The organism is Oceanimonas smirnovii ATCC BAA-899, from assembly GCF_000381965.1.
In the GTDB taxonomy this organism is placed as follows: Bacteria; Pseudomonadota; Gammaproteobacteria; order Enterobacterales; family Aeromonadaceae; genus Oceanimonas; species Oceanimonas smirnovii.
In genome coordinates, this window is record NZ_KB908454.1 from 496,274 (window position 1) to 519,026 (window position 22,753).

The 22,753-nt window shown below is 52.8% G+C and carries 18 protein-coding genes; 16 read left to right on the plus strand and 2 right to left on the minus strand.

Annotation, left to right across the window (positions count from 1 at the left end):
- Window positions 1-20: 20 nt before the first annotated feature.
- On the plus strand, window positions 21-566 hold the full coding sequence (gene mepK, locus G364_RS0102325) for a peptidoglycan L,D-endopeptidase MepK (protein ID WP_019933539.1): 546 nt from the start codon (window positions 21-23) through the stop codon (window positions 564-566).
- Here mepK and cysZ read toward each other — a convergent pair.
- Window positions 533-1,294, minus strand: a complete 762-nt coding sequence (cysZ, locus tag G364_RS0102330; RefSeq protein ID WP_019933540.1) for a sulfate transporter CysZ — start codon at window positions 1,292-1,294, stop codon at window positions 533-535. The two genes, mepK and cysZ, sit on opposite strands and share 34 nt — an antisense overlap.
- A gap of 245 nt (window positions 1,295-1,539) precedes the next feature.
- On the opposite strand from cysZ, the gene zipA reads away from it, so the two are divergent.
- The 3 genes from zipA (at window position 1,540) to G364_RS0102345 (ending at window position 6,145) form a co-directional block, all read left to right on the plus strand.
- Window positions 1,540-2,490, plus strand: coding sequence for a cell division protein ZipA (gene zipA, locus G364_RS0102335; RefSeq protein WP_040614372.1), 951 nt, complete (start codon window positions 1,540-1,542; stop codon window positions 2,488-2,490).
- A gap of 63 nt (window positions 2,491-2,553) precedes the next feature.
- Complete coding sequence (ligA, locus tag G364_RS0102340) at window positions 2,554-4,596, plus strand: NAD-dependent DNA ligase LigA (RefSeq protein WP_019933542.1); 2,043 nt, start codon at window positions 2,554-2,556, stop codon at window positions 4,594-4,596.
- Between the two features lie 193 nt (window positions 4,597-4,789).
- Entirely contained in the window at window positions 4,790-6,145 is a 1,356-nt protein-coding gene (locus G364_RS0102345; RefSeq protein ID WP_019933543.1) for a UDP-glucose dehydrogenase family protein, read from the plus strand.
- 296 nt (window positions 6,146-6,441) lie between these two features.
- On the opposite strand, the gene G364_RS16240 is transcribed toward G364_RS0102345, so the two are convergent.
- Window positions 6,442-10,026 (minus strand): FkbM family methyltransferase, encoded by a 3,585-nt coding sequence (locus G364_RS16240; protein WP_019933544.1) that lies wholly within the window; start codon window positions 10,024-10,026, stop codon window positions 6,442-6,444.
- Window positions 10,027-10,311: 285 nt separating this feature from the next.
- Here G364_RS16240 and G364_RS17460 point away from each other — a divergent pair, with 285 nt between their 5' ends.
- From G364_RS17460 to fliH, 12 genes are all read left to right on the plus strand, one after another.
- The gene (locus G364_RS17460; protein WP_019933545.1) at window positions 10,312-11,823 is read left to right on the plus strand and encodes a flagellin; all 1,512 of its coding nucleotides are present in this window, start codon (window positions 10,312-10,314) and stop codon (window positions 11,821-11,823) included.
- 106 nt (window positions 11,824-11,929) lie between these two features.
- Window positions 11,930-12,307 carry a flagellar protein FlaG gene (locus tag G364_RS0102360; protein ID WP_019933546.1) on the plus strand — a complete coding sequence of 126 codons (378 nt, stop codon included), beginning with the start codon at window positions 11,930-11,932 and terminating at the stop codon, window positions 12,305-12,307.
- A 10-nt stretch (window positions 12,308-12,317) separates the two neighbouring features.
- On the plus strand, window positions 12,318-13,721 hold the full coding sequence (fliD, locus tag G364_RS0102365) for a flagellar filament capping protein FliD (protein WP_019933547.1): 1,404 nt from the start codon (window positions 12,318-12,320) through the stop codon (window positions 13,719-13,721).
- Window positions 13,721-14,014 (plus strand): hypothetical protein, encoded by a 294-nt coding sequence (locus G364_RS0102370; RefSeq protein ID WP_019933548.1) that lies wholly within the window; start codon window positions 13,721-13,723, stop codon window positions 14,012-14,014. The genes fliD and G364_RS0102370 overlap by 1 nt, the downstream gene beginning before the upstream one ends.
- A 34-nt stretch (window positions 14,015-14,048) precedes the next feature.
- The gene (gene fliS / locus G364_RS0102375) at window positions 14,049-14,432 is read left to right on the plus strand and encodes a flagellar export chaperone FliS (protein WP_245541355.1); all 384 of its coding nucleotides are present in this window, start codon (window positions 14,049-14,051) and stop codon (window positions 14,430-14,432) included.
- 286 nt (window positions 14,433-14,718) lie between these two features.
- Entirely contained in the window at window positions 14,719-16,167 is a 1,449-nt protein-coding gene (locus G364_RS0102380; RefSeq protein ID WP_026344625.1) for a sigma-54 dependent transcriptional regulator, read from the plus strand.
- A gap of 241 nt (window positions 16,168-16,408) precedes the next feature.
- Window positions 16,409-17,443: a sensor histidine kinase gene (locus tag G364_RS0102385; protein WP_019933551.1), complete on the plus strand. Its 1,035-nt coding sequence runs from the start codon at window positions 16,409-16,411 to the stop codon at window positions 17,441-17,443.
- Window positions 17,440-18,765, plus strand: a complete 1,326-nt coding sequence (locus G364_RS0102390; protein ID WP_019933552.1) for a sigma-54-dependent transcriptional regulator — start codon at window positions 17,440-17,442, stop codon at window positions 18,763-18,765. The genes G364_RS0102385 and G364_RS0102390 overlap by 4 nt, the downstream gene beginning before the upstream one ends.
- Window positions 18,766-18,846: 81 nt before the next feature.
- Window positions 18,847-19,161, plus strand: a complete 315-nt coding sequence (fliE, locus tag G364_RS0102395; RefSeq protein ID WP_019933553.1) for a flagellar hook-basal body complex protein FliE — start codon at window positions 18,847-18,849, stop codon at window positions 19,159-19,161.
- Between the two features lie 11 nt (window positions 19,162-19,172).
- Window positions 19,173-20,879 carry a flagellar basal-body MS-ring/collar protein FliF gene (gene fliF / locus G364_RS0102400; RefSeq protein WP_019933554.1) on the plus strand — a complete coding sequence of 569 codons (1,707 nt, stop codon included), beginning with the start codon at window positions 19,173-19,175 and terminating at the stop codon, window positions 20,877-20,879.
- The gene (fliG, locus tag G364_RS0102405; RefSeq protein ID WP_019933555.1) at window positions 20,872-21,918 is read left to right on the plus strand and encodes a flagellar motor switch protein FliG; all 1,047 of its coding nucleotides are present in this window, start codon (window positions 20,872-20,874) and stop codon (window positions 21,916-21,918) included. The genes fliF and fliG overlap by 8 nt, the downstream gene beginning before the upstream one ends.
- Entirely contained in the window at window positions 21,915-22,721 is an 807-nt protein-coding gene (fliH, locus tag G364_RS0102410; RefSeq protein ID WP_019933556.1) for a flagellar assembly protein FliH, read from the plus strand. The genes fliG and fliH overlap by 4 nt, the downstream gene beginning before the upstream one ends.
- Window positions 22,722-22,753: the final 32 nt, after the last annotated feature.

The window sequence follows — 22,753 nt, forward strand, 5'->3', positions numbered from 1 at the left end:
GTGCGCTTATAGGAGGTTATATGCTGTCGCGCTCTGTGGATCGTCGTCGTTTTTTACTGGGGTTGGGGGGCTTGGGAGCTGCCGCCATGATGGCCAGCCCGGCACAGGCCAGCCTGTCGGCTCCGGTACGCACGCTGAGCCTGCATAACCTTCATACCGGCGAAAAAATAAGCGCCAGCTTCTGGGAAAAAGGTCATTACATAGGCGACAGCCTGGCATCATTCAACAAGGTCATGCGCGACTTTCGCAGCAACGAGGTGCACCGCATTGATCCCAGACTGTTTGATCAGCTGTTTTTGCTGCAGCATCGTCTGGGCAAGCAGGGCGAGATTCAGATCATCTCCGGTTACCGTTCTCCCGCCACCAACGCCATGCTGCGCAGCAAAAGCTCGGGCGTGGCCAAAAAAAGCTACCACATGAAAGGTCAGGCCATTGATCTGCGCCTGCCCGGCATAGAGCTGGCGCATGTGCGCAACGCCGCTAAACAGCTGGCCGTGGGAGGGGTGGGTTATTATCCCGGCTCCAACTTTGTTCACCTGGATACCGGCCCTGTACGCAGCTGGTAAAAATGATCTACCCATAACGCAGTAGCACCGCACACTGCCACCGGCATCACCAGCAGGTTGATAAAGGGCAGGCTGGAGCACAGTGTGACGCTGGCACCAAACCCCCAGGTAAGCCGGCGCTTGCTGCCCAGCTCCCGCTGCATCAAGGTAAAGTCGATTTTGTGGTTATCAAAGGGGTAATCACAGTACTGAATGGCCATCATCCAGGCGCTGAAGGCAAACCATACCAGTGGTGCCAGCGTCTGGCCCACAACGGGTACCAGAAATAACAACAGGCAGCCCAGCGCCCGGGGCAGGTAGTAGGCCATTTTGCGCCACTCTCTGCCCAGCATGCGGGGTGTGTCTTTAATCAGGTCCAGCCAGCCGCTGTCGGGCACCGGATTGCCGGTGAGTTTCAGCTCTACCCGCTCTGCCAGCAGGCCGTTGAACGGAGCAGCCAGCATATTGGCAAAGCCGGTAAACACAAACGAAAAGCCCACCGCTATGGTGACCAGTGCCAGCGGCCACAGCACATAGCCCAGCCAGTGCAGATAATCCGGGGTCTGCTCTGCCAGCCAGGTGAACATCACTTCCAGCTGAGTAAACAGATAATAGAAAGCGCCGCCAAACAGCAGCAGATTAACCAGCAGCGGAATTAATACAAAAGGACGTAAATCCCGCTCACCGATAAGGGAGAGCCCCTTCATCAGATATTGTGGCCCGCTGGCGCTGTGATAACTGACCGACATAACAATCCTCACCATAAAATGAAGCGCTTATTCTAAAGAAGGGAGGTGCTGGCTGCCAGCGTGCCACATCAGCAAAAACAGACGCGCGAAAGTGGCTGTCGCAGCGTATTTTTCATGCCAATGGCGGCATCACGGGCAAAAACGTCAATATTTTGTGGACTCTGGGCCAGTCAGGCACTTGTCAAATTGTAATGGTAAACATACCCTTGTCGCAGTATTGGGAACCCCCTATTAGAGACACGATAATGCAGGACTTGCGAGTTATCTTGATTATTCTGGGCGCCATGGCGATTGCCGCCCTGCTGATCCATGGATTATGGAGCAGTAAAAAAGACCGTCAGCCATCCATGCGCAACAAACCCATGGGGAAGGTAGCTTCAGAGCCCGGATCGGAAGACAGTTTCGATCAGGACGGCATTGGTCAGGTGCGGGTAGTTGCCGGCCAGAAGAATGCCACGGCGGCAAAGCAAGAGCCGGCACCCAAGCGGGAAGAGCCACACTTTTCTGCGCTGGACGATGAAGATGACGAACAGCCGGTGGTAACTGCGGAGCCCAAGCCTGTGGTACAAAACCGACAGCCCGAACCCGAGCCGGAAGATGAGTTTGATCCCCTGTTTGATGAGCCGGTTGCCAAACGTGAGCCCGCAGCGGAAGAAGCACAGGTTGATGCCGGGCCACAAGAGCCTGAACAAACGATGGAGCAAGCGCCGCCGGCCGAGCCGGAAGTGCTGCCCGAGCCAGAGCCACAGGCCCCGTTGCGGGAAGTGCCCCGCACCTGGCAGGACGTTTACGTCATCAACCTGATGGCCCGGCCGAATCAGCAGATTGACGGCAATGCCCTGATGCGCGCACTGACCAACAACGGTTTTCACTTTGGTGACATGGATATTTTTCATCATCACCAGACCCCGGCAGGGCAGGGCCAGGTGCTGTTCAGCTTGATCAACATGGTAAAACCCGGCACCTTTAATCCCAAGGAAATGACCGGCTTCAGCACCCCCGGTGTATCCATCTTTATGCAGCTGCCCCGCCCGGGCATGGCCAAAAACCAGTTCAACCTGATGGTGCAGACTGCCGAGAACCTGGCCGAAGAGCTGGACGCCCTGCTGTTTGATGTGGAGCGCTCACCGGTAAGCCCGGATTATCTGGCCCACTGCCGCGAACAGCTGCGCGACTACGACAGCCAGGCACAATAACTTACTACCTTGAAAGTCAAAGTGCGGCATCAGCCGCACTTTTTGTTTAAGCGGAACCCATTGATGAACAACGCCCACGCCCGCCTGCTCGCCCTGCGCGAACAACTCAACACCTGGAACTATCAATATTACGTGGAAGACGCCCCCAGCGTGCCCGATGCGGAATATGACCGCTGCATGCGCGAGCTGCTGGCGCTTGAAAGCGAGCACCCCGAGTGGCTGGACGCTTCTTCTCCCAGCCAGCGGGTGGGTGGCGCGCCGGTCTCGGCCTTTCCCGAGGTGCAGCATGCCATGCCCATGCTCTCGCTGGATAACGTATTCAGTGAAGACGAGCTGGCCGCCTTTGAAAAACGGCTGCTCGACCGCCTGGGCCGCAGCGAGGCGCTGACCTTCTGCTGCGAGCCCAAGCTGGACGGCCTTGCAGTGAGCCTGGTGTATGAGCGAGGCCGGCTGGTGCAGGCCGCCACCCGGGGCGATGGCACCACCGGCGAGGGTATTACCGAAAATGTGCGCACCATTCGTGCCGTGCCCTTGAACCTGCGCGGAGAAGGCTGGCCCGAGCGGCTGGAAGTGCGCGGCGAAGTCTATATGCCCAAAGCCGGTTTTGAACAAATGAACCAGCGCGCCCTGGCGGAAGGGGGCAAGGTGTTTGCCAATCCCCGCAACGCCGCCGCCGGCAGCCTGCGCCAGCTGGATTCCAGAATTACCGCCAGCCGGCCGCTGGCCTTTTACTGCTACGGCACCGGCTTTATTGACGGCGAGCCCCTGGGCGAGCGCCACTTTGATATTCTGCAAACCCTGAAAAGCTGGGGCCTGCCGGTAAGCCCGGAAGTAAAACGGGTGAGCGGGCGGGAAGGCTGTCAGGCTTATCACGACGATATTCTGGCGCGGCGGGATCAGCTGCCCTACGAGATAGACGGCGTGGTCTACAAGGTAGACGAGCTGGCGCTGCAGGCAGAGCTGGGCTTTGTAGCCCGGGCACCGCGCTGGGCCACCGCCCATAAATTTCCGGCACAGGAAGAGCTGACCGAGCTGCTGAACGTGGAGTTTCAGGTGGGCCGCACCGGTGCCATTACTCCCGTGGCCAAGCTCAAGCCCGTCTCGGTGGCCGGCGTCACCGTCTCCAACGCTACCCTGCACAATGCCGATGAAATTGCCCGTCTGGGAGTAAAAATTGGCGATACCGTGACTATTCGCCGCGCCGGTGACGTGATCCCTCAGGTGGTGGGCGTGGTGCTTGAGCGCCGCCCCGACACGGCGCGAGAGATAACCTTTCCCGCTCAGTGCCCGGTGTGTGACTCCGACATAGAACGCATTGAAGGCGAAGCCGTGGCCCGCTGCACCGGTGGGCTTATCTGTGCCGCCCAGCGTAAGGAAGCGTTACGCCACTTTGCTTCCCGCAAGGCGCTGGACATAGAAGGCCTGGGTACCAAACTGGTGGAGCAGTTGGTAGATCATGAGCTGGTAAAAACCCCGGCGGATTTGTTTCACCTCGATCAGCACACCCTGATGGGGCTGGAGCGCATGGGCGAGAAGTCGGCGGCCAAACTGCTGGCCGCCTTTGACAAGGCGCGCACCACCACACTGCCACGCTTTCTCTATGCCCTGGGCATTCGTGAAGTGGGTGAGGCCACCGCCAACAACCTGGCCCGGCACTTTCTGGAGCTTGAATCGGTGATGAACGCTGAGGTGGAGCGGCTTGTTGAAGTGCCCGATGTGGGCGAAATTGTGGCCAAGCACATCTACTACTTCTTTCGCCAGCCTCATAACCGGGAAGTGGTGGACGCCTTGGTTGCGACCAAAGAGCAGGGCGGCTGCGGCCTGACCTGGCCGAAAATGGAAGCCCCCAAGGCCGATGCCCAGCCCCTGGCAGGCCAGACCTTTGTGCTCACCGGCACCTTAAGCCGCATGCCCCGCAACGAGGCCAAAGCCGCGCTGCAGGCACTGGGCGCCAAGGTGGCCGGCTCCGTCTCCGCCAAAACCAGCGTGCTGGTGGCCGGTGAAGCCGCTGGCTCCAAACTTACCAAGGCCCAGGAGCTTGGAATTACCATTATGGATGAAGACGGGCTGATTGAACTGCTGGCAGAACCGTCGGACAACACCTGAGGGAGCAGGGAATGGGGAGTCCATTTCGTTTTACAACCCGCTTCCGGCTTCAAGCTTCCAGCTCCCCGAAGGGGCCGCACCTGTAGGCCGGACTTTCGTCGCGGGTGCACCCCGGCGAACCATGCCACATGCGGCACTTTTCTTGCATGCCTGAAGCCATTATGTTTAAGGCTCTGCAAGCAAAGGACACTTCATGAACATCACTGTATTTGGCTCGGGTTATGTGGGGCTGGTGGCGGCGGCATGCCTGGCCGATGTGGGTCATTCAGTGATGTGCATGGACACCAACCCCGAGCGCATTCATCACCTTAACAACGGCCATATGCCCATTTATGAGCCGGGTCTTAAAGAGCTGGTAGCCGCCAACACAGCCGCGGGCAGGCTCATTTTCACCAGTGATACTCAGGCTGCCGTTAATGCCGGAGACATGCTGTTTATTGCCGTGGGAACGCCCCCCGATGAAGACGGCAGCGCCGATCTGCAATATGTGCTGCAGGTGGCAGACAGCATAGGGCGGCATATGCAAACGCCCAAAATCATTGTTAACAAGTCGACCGTGCCGGTGGGTACAGCCGATAAAGTAACCGCAGTGGTATATGAGCAACTGAAAAAACGAGGCTCAAACCTGCACCTTGAAGTGTGCTCCAACCCTGAGTTTATGAAAGAAGGCTGCGCCATAGAAGACTTTACCCGGGGGCCGCGCATTATAGTGGGCACCGAATCGGACTGGGTAAAAAACGCCATGCAGGAATGCTACGGCCCCTACAACCGTAACCGCGACAAACTCATGTTTATGGGTGTGCGCGCCGCCGAGCTGACCAAATATGCCGCCAATGCCATGCTGGCCACCAAAATCAGCTTTATGAACGAAATGGCCAACCTGGCCGAACACCTGCAGGTAGACATAGAAGAAGTACGCCAGGGCATTGGCAGCGATCCGCGCATTGGTTATCACTTTATCTACCCGGGCTGCGGCTATGGCGGCTCCTGCTTTCCCAAAGATGTGCGCGCACTGTGCCGCACCGCCGAGCAGCTTGATCAACCCAGCCAGCTGCTGCGAGCCGTTGAGGCAGTCAATGAACGCCAAAAAACCGTCCTGTTTGAAAAGCTGAGTAATGCCTTTAACGGAGATCTGGCCGGCAAAACCATTGCTATCTGGGGGCTGGCGTTCAAACCGGGCACAGACGACATGCGCGAAGCCCCCAGCCGGGTGCTGATGGAGGCTTTGTGGCAAGCCGGCGCAAATGTACAGGCCTATGATCCCAAGGCCATGGATGAATGCCGGCGGTTATATTCAGCACAACTGCAATCAACCCACAACCAGAGCAAACTCCGCTTATGTGAAAATAAAGCCGATGCAGTAAAAAATGCCGATGCCCTGGTGATCTGTACAGAATGGAAAGAATTCAGGGCGGTAGACCTAAGGTGGCTGAAGAATGAACTGCGGTTTCCTGTAGTGGTGGATGGAAGAAATTTATATAAGCCAGAAGCGGCGAGAGTCTCTGGTTTAATGTACTTTGGTATTGGATGCATAAATAGTTATGGCTAACTTTATTTAAATAACTATTTCTAATAGTATTGAATTATTTCTATTCCGTAACCATTTTATAGAAATAGTGCTTAGCTTATTCTTTCTGTTATTTTGAGCACTCTTCTGTATTTTTCTTCGCTATGAATAAGGCTGAGATGGAATAATTTTTGTTATTTCATTTTTTATGTTGGGCGGCTGACTTGGTTACACAAATTGAGCTAAATTATATTTCCTCAATGTTATACTATGATGGTGGTTTTCACCATCATAGTATAATTAAAGCTTAATGATTAGATGAGATAGTAATGTAACTATCACTTCGAGGTTTCTTTGCTTTCTATGTTATCCTTTAGAGTTAATGACTTTATATAACCGCCTTTGTCGAAACTCGGGATTGAAAGCAATATTCTTAATGATATATCGTAACTTCCATAAGCATGATGGAGAATGTAAGCCATTTTCTTTTTTTGTGTTGTGGTCATTTTTTCTATACTTTTCCCACTCTTTATATATATAGCATCAGCGGTGGTTAATTGGTTGATTCCATTGTGTATCTGGTTATTTATAACCAGTGGGGCATAAAGCCGCTTTCTTTCTTCTAGTAGCGTGTGAAGTATGAAGCCATGTTCACGCATCCACTGATCTATTTCTGCAAAAAGAGGCTGGTTTTCATAAAGTTGAATGAAGTTAACTTCAGTCTGTATAACCAAAGTATTCTCTAGCTTATTTTCAGAATTTTTGAATACAGATAACTCCCCACCCTGAATATCAATTTTTAACCAATCAATTTCAGTTAGGTCGCTGAGGTCGTCCAGTCTTACTGTCTTTATTTTTTCTTCTTTTTTTATCTTTGCCCATTGAGGATAACCTTGAAATTGATTCAAAACCTCAAAGTTAGGTTTCAATGTTGAAGTCATTCCCGAAGCATTGCAGATATAAAGGGTAGCTTCGTTTCCGTCACCCACAGCATATGGAAGGTACGTTTCATTTTCTGACTTCATCTGAATTAGTTTTTCTAATGCATCATTCTGAGGTTCAAAGCCAGTAACTTTAACCTTTTTATCTCTTAATAGGTTGAAATAAGGTGGCTCACCATCAATGGGGTTGGCTCCAATATCCACAACAGAGATAAGCTCCTCGATATCCCAGTTGAAATCACCACTGTTTGAACGAGTTATTTTGTTTTTGGTATTTATATTTAAATTTTCTTTGTTTTCTTCTGATGCCACAAAGATATTATTTTTTCTTTTGTATTGTTCCGCAAGTTTTGAATCAGCAAGATGCAATGTTCTCGTGCATAGCTCAGGAGAGTCAAGATGATGGTGATATAAAAAGGCCAGTTTTAAAATGCTGTTATCACTTGATTTAGCTAGCTTTGATTTGGATGGTAAAAAAATTGCATCTGCATTAAATAAAAGATCAGGTGAGGCGATATCGTTAGAGCTTTTTACATACATCTTGTTTATGAAATCATGAAAAATGAAGCCATGTTCCATAAGTACAGAGGAAATTGCGCTAAAGTCACATTCTTTATTATGTATAAAATTAAAATTTACTTTTACTTTTACGATGAGAGTGTTGGCAAGTTTTTTGGTAGAGTTGGCAAGTATGGTTAAAGTGTCATGATTATTATCAATAACCAGTAAGTCTATGGCCTCTAAACCTTCAACATCATCAAGCCGAAGAGTGTTGACTGGTAGTTGAGCTAAAAGTTCGTACCCATTTCTTAACTCCTCGGGAAATGACTCTGTTTGAACAAAGGGTAAACTTCTGGTATGGGCTGGTTTAAGAGTAACACATAATGTTTTCTGACTTCCATCTCCTAACACTGTCATGGGAAAGTGATGAAAATCACCGGTGTTGGCCAGTTGTTGCGAGTTATTGATCCTGCTGCCCGGATCGATACAGATTGTTCGTATCGCACCGAGTTTATGCAGAGTGTGAAAGCTCTCGGAGCAAGCGAAACCAGCTCCATGATCAACAACAACTATTTTTCCGTTAAAACGGAAATGAAAGTCATCATCTTTAACTAATACAGGCTCTTCCGGTAACTGAAGCTGAACAGGTTCGGCTTCATCTTCAAACTGAGCATTTCCATTTTTATCCAGCGTTAATGCTGCGGGTTGCTTGCCCTCGCAGTAACGTTGCCAGATTGCGCGCATGGCATTGCTGAAGTTACGGGCAAAGCGCTTGGCATCACAAACTGGGGATTCCAGTAGAGCGCTTCTCATATGAGTACGAATATTGGCCAGGTTATCAATGTCGCTGGCCAGCATCACAACCAGATCGTGGTAATGCTCCCAGCTTTCCGCTACCAGCTGCGGCATACCTGCATTGGTTAAGTGAGTAGCCGAATGGCGGCCGGCAAAGGTGGGGCCGGGGTAAGTAACAACTGGTACTCCCATATACATGGCTTCACAGGTGGTTAGGCCGCCTGAATACGGCCAAGTATCGAGAGCAATATCTACTTTTCGATAAGAATTGAGTAATTCTTCGTGACTCGAAGGGCCTTCGATGATGATGCGCTTTTCACTAACTCCTAGGTTGTTGAGTTGTTTTTTTATTTTTTCTCTAAATGTTTCACTACTAAATTGATATCCTTTGAGAAAAAGTTTTGATTTTGGCAGTGAGTACATTATCTTGGCCCACTCGCCCAGAAGGACAGGGTTTATTTTGGTTGGGTTGTTAAAACATCCAAGTGTAATGTGGCCATCTCGTCTAGCTGGTGGTGAATGAATGTCTGGTGTGTAAATTGGTGGATTATAGCAAATGTAGTCATCAGGCATTCGAATAAGTTTTTCTGTATAAAATTTGTCCTCGCCTACAGGTGTTTCTATACTGTCACTTAGTAAATAGTCCATGGTGCTGAGGCCTGTTGTATTGATTAATCCTCCAACCCATTTAACCAATATTGGTGCTGGCTTCATTAGCATGGTTCGTATACGGAAACCATTATTATGACCACATAGGTCAAAAAGTATGTCGATCTGGTCGCTGGCTATTTCTTCGGCAAGATTTTCATCAGATTGATGTGTTGCAGTTGACCATTTTTTTGATGCTTTTATTATTTTTTGTGTGATATGATCTTCATGTTGGTTAGTGCTATAAGTGAATAGCTCTATTTCATGGGAAGGCAGAGAGTCAAGTGCCGATGTGATCATTTGACCAACAGGGTGGTTACGAAAGCCATCAGATACCATTCCAATTCGAATGGTTTTTGATTTTGTTTTTATTTCAGGGGTGTGAACTTTTTTACTGATATCTTTTGCATATCGTTCTTCCCATGACTCATACAGTGATTTAATGTCTTCCCTTTTTGTTTCTGGAAGGTAATGACTAAAGGTTAGCAGGTTGTTAAAGGGTGCGTCATTATTGCCGCTGAGCTTTATTGCTTCAAGGTAACACCTTTTGGCATTTTCAAAGTCGCCTAGATTTCTATATTGGTTTCCAAGGTTATTCCATGTGTTCCATGATTCGCTTTTTGCTTCTATGATGGCGAGAAATGTGTTAACTGACTCTTCGTAGTGATGTGCTGCTGCTTGTATTATCCCTTTTAGCTCGCTTGGTGGAGTTTTTTTTTCACCTGAATCTCCATTTTCAATGTATTTGAGAGCTAATTCGTTATTTCCTATATCAAAGTATAGTCGCGCGAGCAGGTAATTTCCTTCCTCGTGGGCAGGGTTTTCTTTTAATAATGATTTTAAATTTGAAATGGACTCAAAATTATTGCCTTGGTGATAATTTATTTTGGCCAGTATGAGTAATATTTCTTGGTTGTTGGGTCGCTTTTCTAACAGCGATTTCGCTTCTTTTTTCGCTTCAGAATAAAGACCTTTTTGTACTAACTTCTGAATGATGCTTAGCTGCTCGACTTCTACAAGTCGGTCCTTTGAGTTCATATGAACACCTTGATGTAAATATAAATAAGTTCGCTTTTCTCAATAGTAAAAAATGTGGGAGAGCAGTGCAAGGTAGGCTTCCCTTACCTCTTGACATAATTTCGCTAAAGATCTTGATAGTGAAGCCGATAGCCTAGGTAGCAAGGGTTAAGCTGTAAGGTAAATGTAAGGTAAAAAATTTTTCTAAAGCTGCCACAGATGAGGCCGATACCCTAAGCAACATAGCATTAGTAACCAACATTACCGGCCAATAGCTGGCCTGCGACCCTCAAGGGAGAGTTAATTATGGCGATTACAGTCAACACCAACGTTACCGGTATGACCGCTCAACGTAACCTGAACCAGTCTTCCAATGCCCTGGCCACCTCCATGGAACGCCTGGCTACCGGTAGCCGCATCAACTCCGCCAAGGATGATGCCGCCGGTCTGCAAATCTCAAACCGCCTTAACTCTCAGGTACGCGGCTTGGGTGTGGCGATGAAAAACGCCAGCGACGGTATCTCCATCGCGCAGACCGCTGAAGGTGCGATGAATGAGTCAACCTCCATTCTGCAACGTATGCGGGATCTGGCCCTGCAGTCTGCCAACGGCACTAACTCTGCTGATGATCGCAAGGCGATTCAGAAAGAAGTATCTGCTCTGCAAAGTGAACTGACCCGTATAGCAGAAACTACCTCCTTCGGTGGACAAAACTTGATCGACGGCACTTTCGGTAGTCGTACTCTGCAGGTTGGGGCCAATGCCAATGAAACCATTGATCTTGCTTTGAAGGATGTGTCTGCAGATGCGATTGGTTCTCACCGTGCGGTATTGAAAGGATCCAGTACTACCGCTACGGATCCTGGTTTGGGTCGTGCAACTGCTGCTGTTACGGCTGGAGCAGCTACTGTTGGTGAGAACGGCCTGGATGCTGAAACACTGACTATCAGTGGTCAGGCTACGGCGACAACAGCCGCCACTACTGCAAACGATGATGCAATGACTATCGCATCTGATATTAACGCCATCAGCGCGACAACTGGTGTTACTGCTGAAGCCCGGACTGAAGCAACCTTAACCACAAATGTTAAAGGTGAAGTTAGCTTTGATCTTAATGGTGCTGCCATTTCTGCCAATATCGCTGACGCAACAGATCTCTCTGCTCTGGCAGACGCCGTCAATGCGAAATCTACTGAAACCGGTATTAAAGCAACGGTAGATGGTGGAACCCTGACCTTCGCCAGTGAAGAAGGTAAAGACGTCAAAATTAAAGGTTTCACCGGCAAGCAAGCTGATGGCACATCAGAAGCAACCGCCTCTGTTCAAGGTAAGGATATTGATGGTACCGCTGCTGGTGCAGCTGTAACACTGACTAGTGCCGGGGCTAACTCAACTACTGTAGCTGGCTCAATTCGTTTGAATGGTACTGAATCATTTTCAGTTAAAGGCGGAGCTGATGATACGACCGTTGGTGTTACCACTGCGGGTAGTTTTTCTGCCTTGAAAACTGTGGCATCACTTGACTTGTCAAGCCAGCAAGGCGCTCAGGATGCTATTTCGGTCCTGGATGGTGCCATCGGCATGATTGACGCCCAGCGTTCCGACTTGGGTGCCATGCAGAACCGTCTGAACAGCACCATCAACAACCTGGCCAACACCCGTGAAAACGCGGCGGCCGGTATGTCCCGCATCAAGGACGTGGACTTTGCCCAGGAAACCGTAAACCTGACCAAGCAGCAGATTCTGCAGCAGGCTGGTACTTCCATCCTGGCGCAAGCCAAGCAAATCCCGCAGGCAGCACTGTCTTTGCTGGGCTAAGCTGAACCTCAGCCGGGGGGCAACCCCCGGCTTTCTCGCCGTTGAGCTTAGTGCCGCAGCTTTCTGTTCACTAAGCTGAACGGCGCTTTCACATGAGGACCCGACCATGGATACGCTACCGCTCACTCAACGCACATCCGCCACGGCGGCAGATCTTGCTCAAAAGCAAACTCCTGTTACCACTCAGCCTGCTGGCAGTGAAGCTACCCAAACCATTCAGGCAGTACAGGCAGCAGAAAAGGCGCAGGACGGAGAGCTGTCCGGTGATCAGCTGGAGCAAATGGCGGAGCAGATGGAGTCGTTTATCGGCACCTTTAACCGTGGCCTCAAGTTCAGAGTGGATGAAGATTCGGGCCGTAACGTGGTAACTGTGGTAGATAACGACAGTGGTGATATCATTCGTCAGATACCGACCGAAGAGCTGCTACAGGTAATCAGCCGGCTGGCTGAAGCCAGCGGCGGCCTGATAGACACCAAAGCATAGGAGACAGCTTGTGTCCGATCTCAAATTACCGGGCGTGGGCTCGGGCTTTCCCATTCAAAGCTTTGTGGATGCTACTGTGGCTGGTGAGCGTGCCGCCAAAGACAACATGTTTGCCCGGCGGGGCAATGATATCGGTATTCAGTTATCCTCTTACGGCACCCTTAAAGGGGTGCTGGAAGAGTTTAAAAGTTCATTAAAAAAACTGGGTGACGAAGAAGCCTTTGAAAAACGCTCCACCAGCTTTTCCAACAGCGGCTTTGCCAATGCGACGGCCGACAAAACGGCGGTAGCCGGCAGTTATACTATAGTGGTAGAGCAGCTGGCTGAAGCCCACAAAGTGGGCTCCAGTGCCATACCTAAAGCCGATGCTGATAAAAAGCTGGGCTCAGGCTCGCTCACTTTGGGGGTGGGTGATGAGTCTTTTACTGTCTCCATCGACAAAGACAAAAGCACCCTGGCTGATGTGGCCAATGCCGTTAATAATGCGGAAGACAACAAGGGATTGCGCGCTACTGTGGTCACCGACGATGGTGGCTCTCGTCTGGTGTTTTTCTCCGATAAAACCGGTACCGAGAACACCATTACCGTGTCTGCCACCGGAAACGGCGATGGCGAAGGCACTCAGGATCTTTCCAGCATTGGCACTGTCACTGAAATTCAGGCTGCCAAAGATGCCAAAATCACCATAGACGGGGCCCCCATTACCAGTCAGACCAACGAGATTAAAGATGCCATTCAGGGCGTGACTCTGGATCTGAAAAAGGTAAACGACACCTCGGTAGACAGTGAAAAACCAGACACCAAGCTGACCATTGGTTACGACAAAAGCACGGTAGAGAAGAACCTGCAGGAGTTTGTCAAATCCTTTAACTCTGTGATTGCTACCATTAACCAGCTTACTTCTTATAATGCCGAGACAGAAAAGGCTGGTCCGTTGAACGGTGATGGCACGGCTCGCAATCTTACCTCGCAAATTCGACGCATGCTGAGCGAACCCATAGAAGGTGCCAGTGCGCCCATCAAGTCACTCACTGATCTGGGTATTACCACTCAAAAAGATGGCAAAATCGAGCTGGATGAAGATCTGCTGAAAAAGCAGATTGATGATAACTTTTCTAAAATCGGTCAGTTGTTTGCATCGGAAGAGGGCGTCTCCAAAAAGCTGGACGATATGCTGGAAAGCTTTGTGGGTAAAGAAGGCGTGCTTACCAAGCGCGACAGCTCATTGAATGCTCAGATGGACAAGCTGAATAAAGAGCGGGCAGACTTTGAAATTTACATGGAAAAGTATGAAGAGCGAGTTTATAAGCAATTTACCGATATGGACATTATGGTAGCCCAGCTTAACCAGCAGCTTAACTCTGTTGTTGCGGCCTTTGATAATATGCCCAGCTTTGGCGGAGCCAAGCAGTAATGCTGGTCGACCAGTTAAAAGCACTGGATGAGGCCGTGCTTGCAGCGCTTGGCAAAACAGACGAGCTGGATGAAGAATGGCTGTCTGAGCAGCTGCGAGTGCGGGCACAGCTATTGCAGCAGGTGATTGAGCAAGGCAATGTCACCGAAAGTGACGCTGCTGCTCTGATACAACGCTCCCGGCAGCTTAAAGAAACCGCCGAAGCGGTGCAGCGTGAGCTGGCCAACAAACTGAAGACCATGCAAAAGGGCCGGCGCTCGGTGCAGGCCTATCAAACCGTTAAACGTAATTAGATAATTGTCAGGAGTAGTGCCCATGCGTGGCTCAATGAAAGCTTATAAATCCGTGGCTCTGGACAGCCAGAAAACCGTGGCTTCACCTTATAAAGTGGTACAAATGCTGCTGGCTGGGGCGCTGGAGCGTCTGGCTCGTGCCCGTTCTGCCATGGAGCAGAACAAACGCGCCGAGCAGGGGGAATTGCTGGGCTCTGCCATGACCATTGTTGCCGAGCTGCGTGCGGCACTGGATCATCAGGAAGGTGGTGAAATTTCTGTCAATCTCGATAATCTGTATGAGTTCATCATGGCAGAACTGGTAGTGGCCAACAGCGAAAACAGTACAGAAAAGCTCGAGAGCATCAGCTCGCTGCTGCGCGACATCAAAGAAGCCTGGGACGCTATCCCGGCGGATCAGCAACAGGTTCCTGCCTGATCATTTTTGCCGGGGTCAGCCCCGGCTTGTAACATTCCTCTTGCTTCGTTCAGGCTTAATCAAGCCGCATCGTCAAAAAAATATCCTTTCCTGATCTAAACTTGATCCAAATCAACATAATTGGCTTTTTAGCGACTATCTTTGTCGAGTTGTTTTGACGCTTGTGTCAGAATTACGACTTCTTTGGTTTCAAGTCTGAGCCGCTTCAATGTTATGCTGGTGTCGAGCCAAGGATAAGCTCAGAAACTAATTCAATAAATCACTGAATGTAAAGGATATTTACCTTATGGGTTTTAATGGCTGTGTCTTGATCATGGATCATAACCAGGAGCGGCGGTCAAGACTTGAGGCTATCCTTTCCTTTATGCAGGTTGAATGGCGAAGCGGCAGTCGCGCTAATGATCTGGCATGGTTGCGGGAGCAGCCCCAAACCATGACAGTACTGCTGGGGGAAACGGACTTTCCACTCCAACCTCTTCTCGATGAACATTCTCATCATGTGTTTATCAGCCTGCGCTCTACCCAGTGCAGGGCCAATAACCTGCTGGGCACCTTGAGTGATCTGACCTACGACGAGCTGACCCGACTGCTGCATCAGGCTGCCCAGTGGCGGCCCGTAATGGTGAGTGATGAGCAGAATGAGCAGCTCAATCATTTACTGGTGGGTAACAGCGCCGGCATGCAACAGGTTAAAAGCCTTATTCGCCAGGTGGCCGACAAGCAGGCCAATGTGCTGCTGCTGGGTGAGTCGGGCACCGGTAAGGAAGTCATCGCGCAGGCCATTCATTTATTATCGCAACAGTCTCGTGGTCCTTTTGTGCCCATTAACTGTGGTGCCATTCCGGCTGAACTGCTGGAAAGCGAGTTGTTCGGCCATGAAAAAGGGGCTTTTACTGGTGCCGTGGCGGCCCGCAAGGGACGGTTTGAGCTGGCAGACGGCGGCACTCTGTTTCTGGATGAAATCGGCGATATGCCCCTGCCCATGCAGGTGAAGTTGTTGCGAGTGCTGCAGGAGCGCACTTTTGAGCGGGTAGGGGGCACCCGGCCGATTAAAGCTAATGTGCGTATTATTGCCGCCACCCATCGTGATCTGGAACAGATGATTGCCGAGCAGCGCTTTCGGGAAGATCTCTATTACCGGCTGAATGTATTTCCCATTACCGCTCCGCCCCTGCGCCAGCGTAAAGATGACTTGCCCCTGCTGCTGAATGAGCTGATTGAACGCCACAAAGATACCCATCAGGTTATGCTTTCTTTCTCTGCGCCGGCGGTGAACACTCTGCAAGGCTATCACTGGCCCGGCAATGTTCGGGAGCTGTCCAACCTGGTGGAGCGGATGATGATACTGTGCCCGGGGCAACGGGTGGAGCCGGCAGATCTGCCGGAAAAGTACCGCGGCGATTATGTGCCCGAAAGCTTTGATGAAATGGATGAGCAGGCAGCCCTGGCCTCTATTTTTTCAAGTAATGGTGATGATTTTGAAGACGATGGCGCTTTCTTTGATTTCAGTCCGGAAGAAGAAGCGCCGGCGTCAGTAAACGGGGATTTACATATTCCCGATTTAACCTCCGAGTGTTACAACCTGAAGGATGTGCTGGCCAGTATAGAAGTGGAAGTGATTGGCAAGGCGCTGGATGCCAACGACGGCATTGTGGCCAGAGCTGCCGAACACCTTGGCATGCGCCGCACCACCCTGGTGGAGAAAATGAAAAAATACGGCATAGCACGGGATTGACCCCCCTGCGGGGAGCTGGATGCGGGAAGCTTGAAGCTGTAAGAGGGTTTTCACGGGCTGTAGTACCAAGCTCGATCCGAAAAATGAAAGCTGCAGGCAATTAATAATGCTGCAAGCACAGTATTTTATTTTTTGACAGCGCTATCGTCTGGAGCTTCTAGCTTCTAGCTTCTAGCTTCTAGCTTCCCGCTTCAGGCTCGCCCTTCGGGCGGTCTGGCACGTATTTTGAATATTACCTGCCATGATGCCTGCAAATTCTTCTTATTCCGCGCCCGATGCGCCCTGGCTGGATGTGCTGGGGCCGGAGCAGCTGGAGCAAATTCTGCACACTTTACCCGGTGGTTTGCTGTGGGTGAACGGTCAGGGCGTGGTCAGTCGCGCCAATGCTGTTGCCCGCCAGCTGCTGGGCGAGCCTTTGCTTAACACGCCCTGGCTGGAGGTGATTACCCGTGACTTTGCGCCCCGGCCCGATGACGGCCTGCAGGTGTCGTTAAAGAGCGGTCGCCGGGTGCAGCTGGCCATTTCTCACCTGGAAGGGCAGCCTGGTCAGCTGGTGCAACTGACCGATCTTACTCCTACCCGCGCCTGGGCGGAGCAGCAGGGCCATGCCGAGCGGCTGGCGGCGCTGGGGCGTATGGCGGCAACCCTTGCCCATCAAATACGCACGCCGTTGTCGGCGGCGACCTTATACGGTGCCAACCTGGCCAATCCGGCGCTGAATGCATCCCAGCGGGAGCGGTTTCAGGGCCGGCTGATGGAAAGGCTGACGGATATCGAGCGTCAAATAAGCGACATTCTGCTGTTTGCCCGGCCTGATCAGGCCGCGCTGGCCGAGCCGCTGTGTGTGTCTGCCTTGCTTACCAATATTACCCAAACCGCCAATACCCTGTTTGCAGGCAAGGCCAGTCTGGTTTGCAATACCGAGCCCGGATTAAGCGTGCTGGGTAATGCCAACAGCCTTAAAGGCATAATACTCAACCTGCTGGAAAACGCCGTGGAAGCGGGAGCCGGTGTCGTCACAATCCATGCCGCCGGCAACCAGGGGCAACTGCTGATTGAAGTGGCAGATAACGGTGCCGGCATCAGCCCTGAACTACAGCAGCAGATTTTTACGCCTTTTTTTACCACCCGCAGCCAGGGTACCGGCCTTGGGCTGGCGGCAGTGGCGTCGGTCATGCGTGCTCATAACGGCGGCGTAAGCGTCAGCTCCGAGCTGGGGCAGGGCACTTGTTTCAGCTTGTGGCTGCCTTTGCTGCAGCATAAGGATACAAAATGAACGCCGATATTTTGCTGGTGGAAGACGATGCCGGCCTGCAGCAGGCGCTGCAAGACACCCTGGAGCTGGCCGGACTGGAAAGCCGCTGTGTCACCAGCGCGGAAGACGCCATTGTGTATTTGCAGCAAACGCCGGTACGCATGGTGATCACGGATGTGCAAATGGCGGGCATGAACGGCCTTGAGCTGCTGGAATGGATTAACGAGCGCCTGCCCGGCCTGCCGGTGCTGGTGATCACGGCGCACGCTCAGGTATCGGGCGCGGTGACCGCCATGCGCGCCGGTGCCGTGGATTATCTGGCCAAACCCTTTACGCCCGAGGTCCTGCTGGAGCGGGTGCGCCGCTATGTGCAGCCCGAGTCAAATCACAATAGCGACCCTATTGCTGAAGATGCCGCCAGTCGCCAGTTGCTGCAACTGGCAGCCCGGGTAGCGGCTACTGATGCCAGCGTGATGATCTCCGGCCCCAGCGGCACCGGCAAGGAAGTGCTGGCGCGCTTTATCCATGCCCGCTCCAACCGGGCCAATCAGCCTTTTGTGGCCATCAACTGCGCTGCCATTCCCGACAATATGCTGGAAGCCACTTTGTTCGGGTATGAAAAAGGAGCCTTTACCGGTGCCGTGCAGGCCAGCCCCGGCAAGTTTGAACAGGCCCATGAAGGCACCCTTTTGCTGGATGAAATTACCGAAATGGACGTGAACCTGCAGGCCAAGCTGTTGCGGGTGCTGCAGGAGCAGGAAGTGGAGCGTCTGGGTAGCCGTAAAACCTTAAAACTGAATGTGCGCGTTCTGGCCACCAGCAACCGGGATCTGCGCCAGGCGGTAACCGAGGGCCGTTTTCGGGAAGATCTCTATTACCGGCTGAATGTGTTTCCGCTGGTCTGGCCGGCCCTGATGGATCGCCCCGGCGATATTCTGCCGCTGGCGCGTTTTCTGTTAAGCCGGCATGCCGGCATGCAGGGGCGGCATGGCGTCACTCTGTCGGAAGATGCCGAAATACGGCTAAGACACTGGCATTGGCCGGGCAATGTGCGCGAGCTCGACAACGTGATGCAGCGGGCCCTTATTCTGGCCGCCGGCAGCGAGATTGCCGCCACCGATATTTTGCTGGACGATGCCGGCCCCTTCAGTACGGCCCCGGCACCGGTCACAGCAGAGCTGGGCGACAAGCTGGAAAGTCAGGAGCACCGCATTATTCTGCAGGCCCTGCAAAGCAGCGGTGGCAGCCGGCGTGAGGTGGCTGAACAGTTAGGCATCAGCCCCCGGACTTTGCGTTATAAGCTTGCCCGCATGCGCGAGGCAGGTATAGAAGTACCGGTTTAATTCGCACAAAAGATGAACTGGCCCGAGCTTTGCATTAAGATGCGTGGGTTGTATGAAATTCACTGATTGAGGAGCCAAACCATGGATATTAAAGCCGCTGCTTTGCTGGCAGAAATGCAGTCAATGCAGGGAGAAGCCCAAAGCATGGCACCGGTGCAGGGTGCGGCCCCTCGTCAGGATTTTGCCGAGCTGCTGGGTCAGGCCGTGAACAAGGTAAATGCACTGCAGCAAACCACCGGTGATCTGCGCACCCGTTTTGAGCTGGGGGATCCTTCGGTGGGGCTGGAGCAGGTAATGATCTCCGCCCAAAAATCCAGCATTGCTTTTGAGGCTACCGTGCAGGTGCGTAACAAGCTGGTGGAATCGTATAAAACCATCATGAACATGCCGGTGTAAGGAGCTGACGGGTGGCAGACAATCCGCTGGCGGAAACCGACCAACGCGCGCTGACGGCCAGCAGCGATGGCACCGATATGGAAGCCCAGGAACGCAAAAGCACGCCTTTTGCCCTGCTGGGTAATGCCGATGTATTGCGTCAGATTGTTATTGTACTGGCGCTGGCCATTTGTCTGGCCATGGCCATTTTTGTGCTGCTGTGGGGCAAGGAGCCGGAAATGCGGCCCTTGGGGGTGTATAACAATCAGGAATTGATTGAAACCCTCGATTATCTTGATGCCCAGAAAGTTGAATATAAAATAGACGGCAATAGCGTGCTGGTACGCGCCGATCAATATGCCGATATTCAGCTGGGGCTGCGTCGTTCAGGTCTTACTCAGGCACCGCCGGAAGGCGACAGCATACTGCTGTCCGATCCCGGTTTTGGCATCAGCCAGCGGCTGGAGCGGGAACGTCTTAATCTTAGCCGGGAGCGTCAGCTGGCCCGGGTCATAGAGCAATATAACAGTGTGGCCGGCGCTCAGGTGCTGCTGGCTATTCCCCGGGAAAACGTCTTTGTGCGCGACAAGCGTAAACCCAGTGCTACCGTGGTGCTTAATCTGCGCCGGGGCGGCAGCCTGCGCCAGGAAGAAGTAGACGCCATTGTGGACACAGTGGCCTCTGCGGTACCCGATCTCACTCCCGGCCGGGTAACGGTGACGGATCAGAACGGCCGTCTGCTGAACTCCGGCTCTCAGGATCCGCTGGCTGCCCGCAACCGGCGGGAATTTGAACTGCAGCAACAGCAGGAAGAAGAATATCGTCAGAAGATTGACGCCATTCTCAGTCCGGTGCTGGGGCTGGGGAATTACACCGCTGAAGTGGATCTGAATCTCGACTTTCGTCGTCGCCAGCAAACGGTCAAAACCTATAATCCCGACATGCCGGCAGTACGCTCCGAAATGGTGATGGAAGACAATACCTCCGGCACCGGCCCCATCGGCATTCCCGGTGCGCTGACCAATCAGCCGCCCATGGAGTCGGATATTCCCGAGCAGGCCGGGCAGGCTACGGAAAAATCCGGTACCGAACGCAGCCGGCGGGAAGCCACCCGCAACTTTGAGCTGGATACCACCATCAGCCATACCGAAAGCGCCGTGGGTGATATTCGCCGGTTAACGGTGTCGGTAGCGGTAGATTACAAAAATGTGACTCAAGCCGATGGCACCACTGAAAGAGTGCCGCTGGAGAGTGCCGAGCTGGCCCGCATCGAGCGTTTGCTCAAGGGGGGGCTGGGCTTTGATGTAAGCCGGGGTGATGCCATTGAAGTGGTCAGCATGTCGTTTAACCGGCCCGACCTTGATGCCGTGGCGGACATTCCTTTTTATGAGCAGACCTGGTTCTGGCGGCTGGCGCGCATTCTCGGTGCCGTGCTGGTACTGGTGGTGCTGCTGCTGGCACTGGTGCGTCCCATGGTGAAACGCCTGCTGAACATAGACGACAAAACGGATGAACTGGATCTGGACGGTCAGAGTGCGCTGTCGGGCAATAATGATCTCGATATGCTGGCACAGCAGGCCGAACTGGAAGACGGTATGTTCGGCATTAAGGACGGCCAGCTGCGGCTGCCGGATCTGAACAAGGATGAAGACTTGCTGTCGGCAGTACGGGCGCTGGTATCCAACGAGCCGGATCTGGCGGCACAGGTAATTAAAGACTGGGTACAAAGCGATGAGTGATGAGCAGGAGCTGGTAATTACCGATGCACAGCGGCAACTGCTGTCGCGCATGACAGGCACCGAGAAGGCGGCATTGCTGATGCTGAGCCTGCGGGAAGATGATGCAGCGCAGATTTTTCGTCACCTCGACCCCAAGCAGGTGCAGCGTCTGGGGATGAAAATGGCGGCCATGGGCGATTTCAGTCCGGACAGGGTAGGGGCCGTACATCGGTTGTTTATCGAAGATATTCAGCGCTTCACCAAAATTGGCGTGGGCAGCCAGGACTTTGTGCGCAATGCTCTGGTGGCCGCTTTGGGTGAAGACAAGGCAGGCCGGCTGGTAAACCAGATTGCTGCCGGTGCCGGCTCCCGGGGGCTCGACTCACTCAAATGGATGGATGCCCGTCAGGTCGCCGGCATTATTCATAACGAGCATCCGCAAATTCAGACAATCGTGCTGTCCTACCTCGATGCCGATCAGGCCGCGGCCATTTTGCAGCAGTTCCCCGAGCCCATGCGTCTGGATCTGATTATGCGTATCGCCGAGCTGGAAGAAGTGCAGCCGGCGGCGTTGCAGGAACTGAACGACATTATGGAAAAACAGTTTGTCGGCAAGAGCAATGCCAAAGCCGCCAAAATGGGCGGCCTGAAAACCGCTGCCGACATCATGAACTACCTCGACACCTCGGTAGAGGGAGCCCTGATGGATTCCATCAGGGATCAGGATGAAGAAATGAGCATGAAGATCCAGGATCTGATGTTTGTGTTTGAAAACCTGATTGACGTAGATGACAGAGGCGTTCAGGTGTTGCTGCGGGAAGTGAATGCCGAGCTGCTGCAACGGGCGCTGAAAGGGGCAGATGATCAGCTGAAAGAAAAATTCTTCAATAATATGTCACGCCGGGCGGCCGAAATGCTGCAGGACGATCTGGAAGCCATGGGACCGGTGCGGGTCAGTGATGTGGAAGAAGCCCAGCGCGAAATTCTGGCGGTGGCTCGTCGTCTGGCCGACAGTGGCGAGCTGATGCTGGCTAAGGGCGGTGGAGATGATTATCTGTGAGTGATCAGGGCTACCAGCGAAAAGGGCGGGTTCCTGCCGGATTGGGGGCCTGGCAATGGCCCGATCTGGAGTTGCCCGAGCCTGAGCGCCCGGAGCAGGCGGCACTCAGGCTGCGTAATGAGCCTGAGCCGGTGGCCGATGAGCCGGAACCGGACACAGAAGCCACTCCCGAACCCCTTACCGCAGAAGCCCTTGACGCCATTCGTCAGGCCGCCTTTGAGGAAGGCCATGCCGAGGGCAAGGAACAGGGCCTGGCAGAAGGCCGAGAAGAAGGCCGCCTGCAGGGCATGCAGGAAGGTCATGAAGCCGGACTGCAACAGGGTCTTGAGCAGGGGCTGGCCGACGGTCAGGCACAAATGCAGGTGTTGCTGGAGCGCTGGAATACCCTTACCGAACAACTGCAGGCTCCGTTGGCTACCATTGACCACACCGTTGAGCAGAGTCTGGTGATCATGGCCATGGAGCTTGCCCGCAACCTGTTAAAAGCCGAGGCGACTGCCTCGCCCAAACTGCTGCTGGCTACCATACAGGAAGCCTTGCAGGCGCTGCCCCATCATGAAGGCACCCTTACCTTTTATCTGAACGCCGAAGACATGGCCATGCTGCAGGCACAATACAGTGAGGAAGCCTGTGCCAAGCGCGGCTGGGAGCTGGTGCCCGAGCCCGGGCTGGCGCGAGGTGAGCTGCGGCTGCAAACCGCCATGTCTCAGCTGGATGTCAGCCTGGCCAGCCGCATTGATGAGCTGATGGCTAATTTCATTAAGGCCAACTGGAGCCGTTTTCATGACACAGACGCTGGCTGAGCGGCTGGGTGCCTATCAGTGTGCCGGTCTGG

What these genes read in the sequence shown, in the direction of transcription:
- mepK (WP_019933539.1), top strand. Translation starts at nt 21, where the DNA reads ATGCTGTCGCGCTCTGTGGATCGTCGTCGTTTTTTACTGGGGTTGGGG.
- cysZ (WP_019933540.1), bottom strand. Translation starts at nt 1,294, where the DNA reads ATGTCGGTCAGTTATCACAGCGCCAGCGGGCCACAATATCTGATGAAG.
- zipA (WP_040614372.1), top strand. Translation starts at nt 1,540, where the DNA reads ATGCAGGACTTGCGAGTTATCTTGATTATTCTGGGCGCCATGGCGATT.
- ligA (WP_019933542.1), top strand. Translation starts at nt 2,554, where the DNA reads ATGAACAACGCCCACGCCCGCCTGCTCGCCCTGCGCGAACAACTCAAC.
- G364_RS0102345 (WP_019933543.1), top strand. Translation starts at nt 4,790, where the DNA reads ATGAACATCACTGTATTTGGCTCGGGTTATGTGGGGCTGGTGGCGGCG.
- G364_RS16240 (WP_019933544.1), bottom strand. Translation starts at nt 10,026, where the DNA reads ATGAACTCAAAGGACCGACTTGTAGAAGTCGAGCAGCTAAGCATCATT.
- G364_RS17460 (WP_019933545.1), top strand. Translation starts at nt 10,312, where the DNA reads ATGGCGATTACAGTCAACACCAACGTTACCGGTATGACCGCTCAACGT.
- G364_RS0102360 (WP_019933546.1), top strand. Translation starts at nt 11,930, where the DNA reads ATGGATACGCTACCGCTCACTCAACGCACATCCGCCACGGCGGCAGAT.
- G364_RS0102370 (WP_019933548.1), top strand. Translation starts at nt 13,721, where the DNA reads ATGCTGGTCGACCAGTTAAAAGCACTGGATGAGGCCGTGCTTGCAGCG.
- fliS (WP_245541355.1), top strand. Translation starts at nt 14,049, where the DNA reads ATGAAAGCTTATAAATCCGTGGCTCTGGACAGCCAGAAAACCGTGGCT.
- G364_RS0102380 (WP_026344625.1), top strand. Translation starts at nt 14,719, where the DNA reads ATGGGTTTTAATGGCTGTGTCTTGATCATGGATCATAACCAGGAGCGG.
- G364_RS0102385 (WP_019933551.1), top strand. Translation starts at nt 16,409, where the DNA reads ATGATGCCTGCAAATTCTTCTTATTCCGCGCCCGATGCGCCCTGGCTG.
- G364_RS0102390 (WP_019933552.1), top strand. Translation starts at nt 17,440, where the DNA reads ATGAACGCCGATATTTTGCTGGTGGAAGACGATGCCGGCCTGCAGCAG.
- fliE (WP_019933553.1), top strand. Translation starts at nt 18,847, where the DNA reads ATGGATATTAAAGCCGCTGCTTTGCTGGCAGAAATGCAGTCAATGCAG.
- fliG (WP_019933555.1), top strand. Translation starts at nt 20,872, where the DNA reads ATGAGTGATGAGCAGGAGCTGGTAATTACCGATGCACAGCGGCAACTG.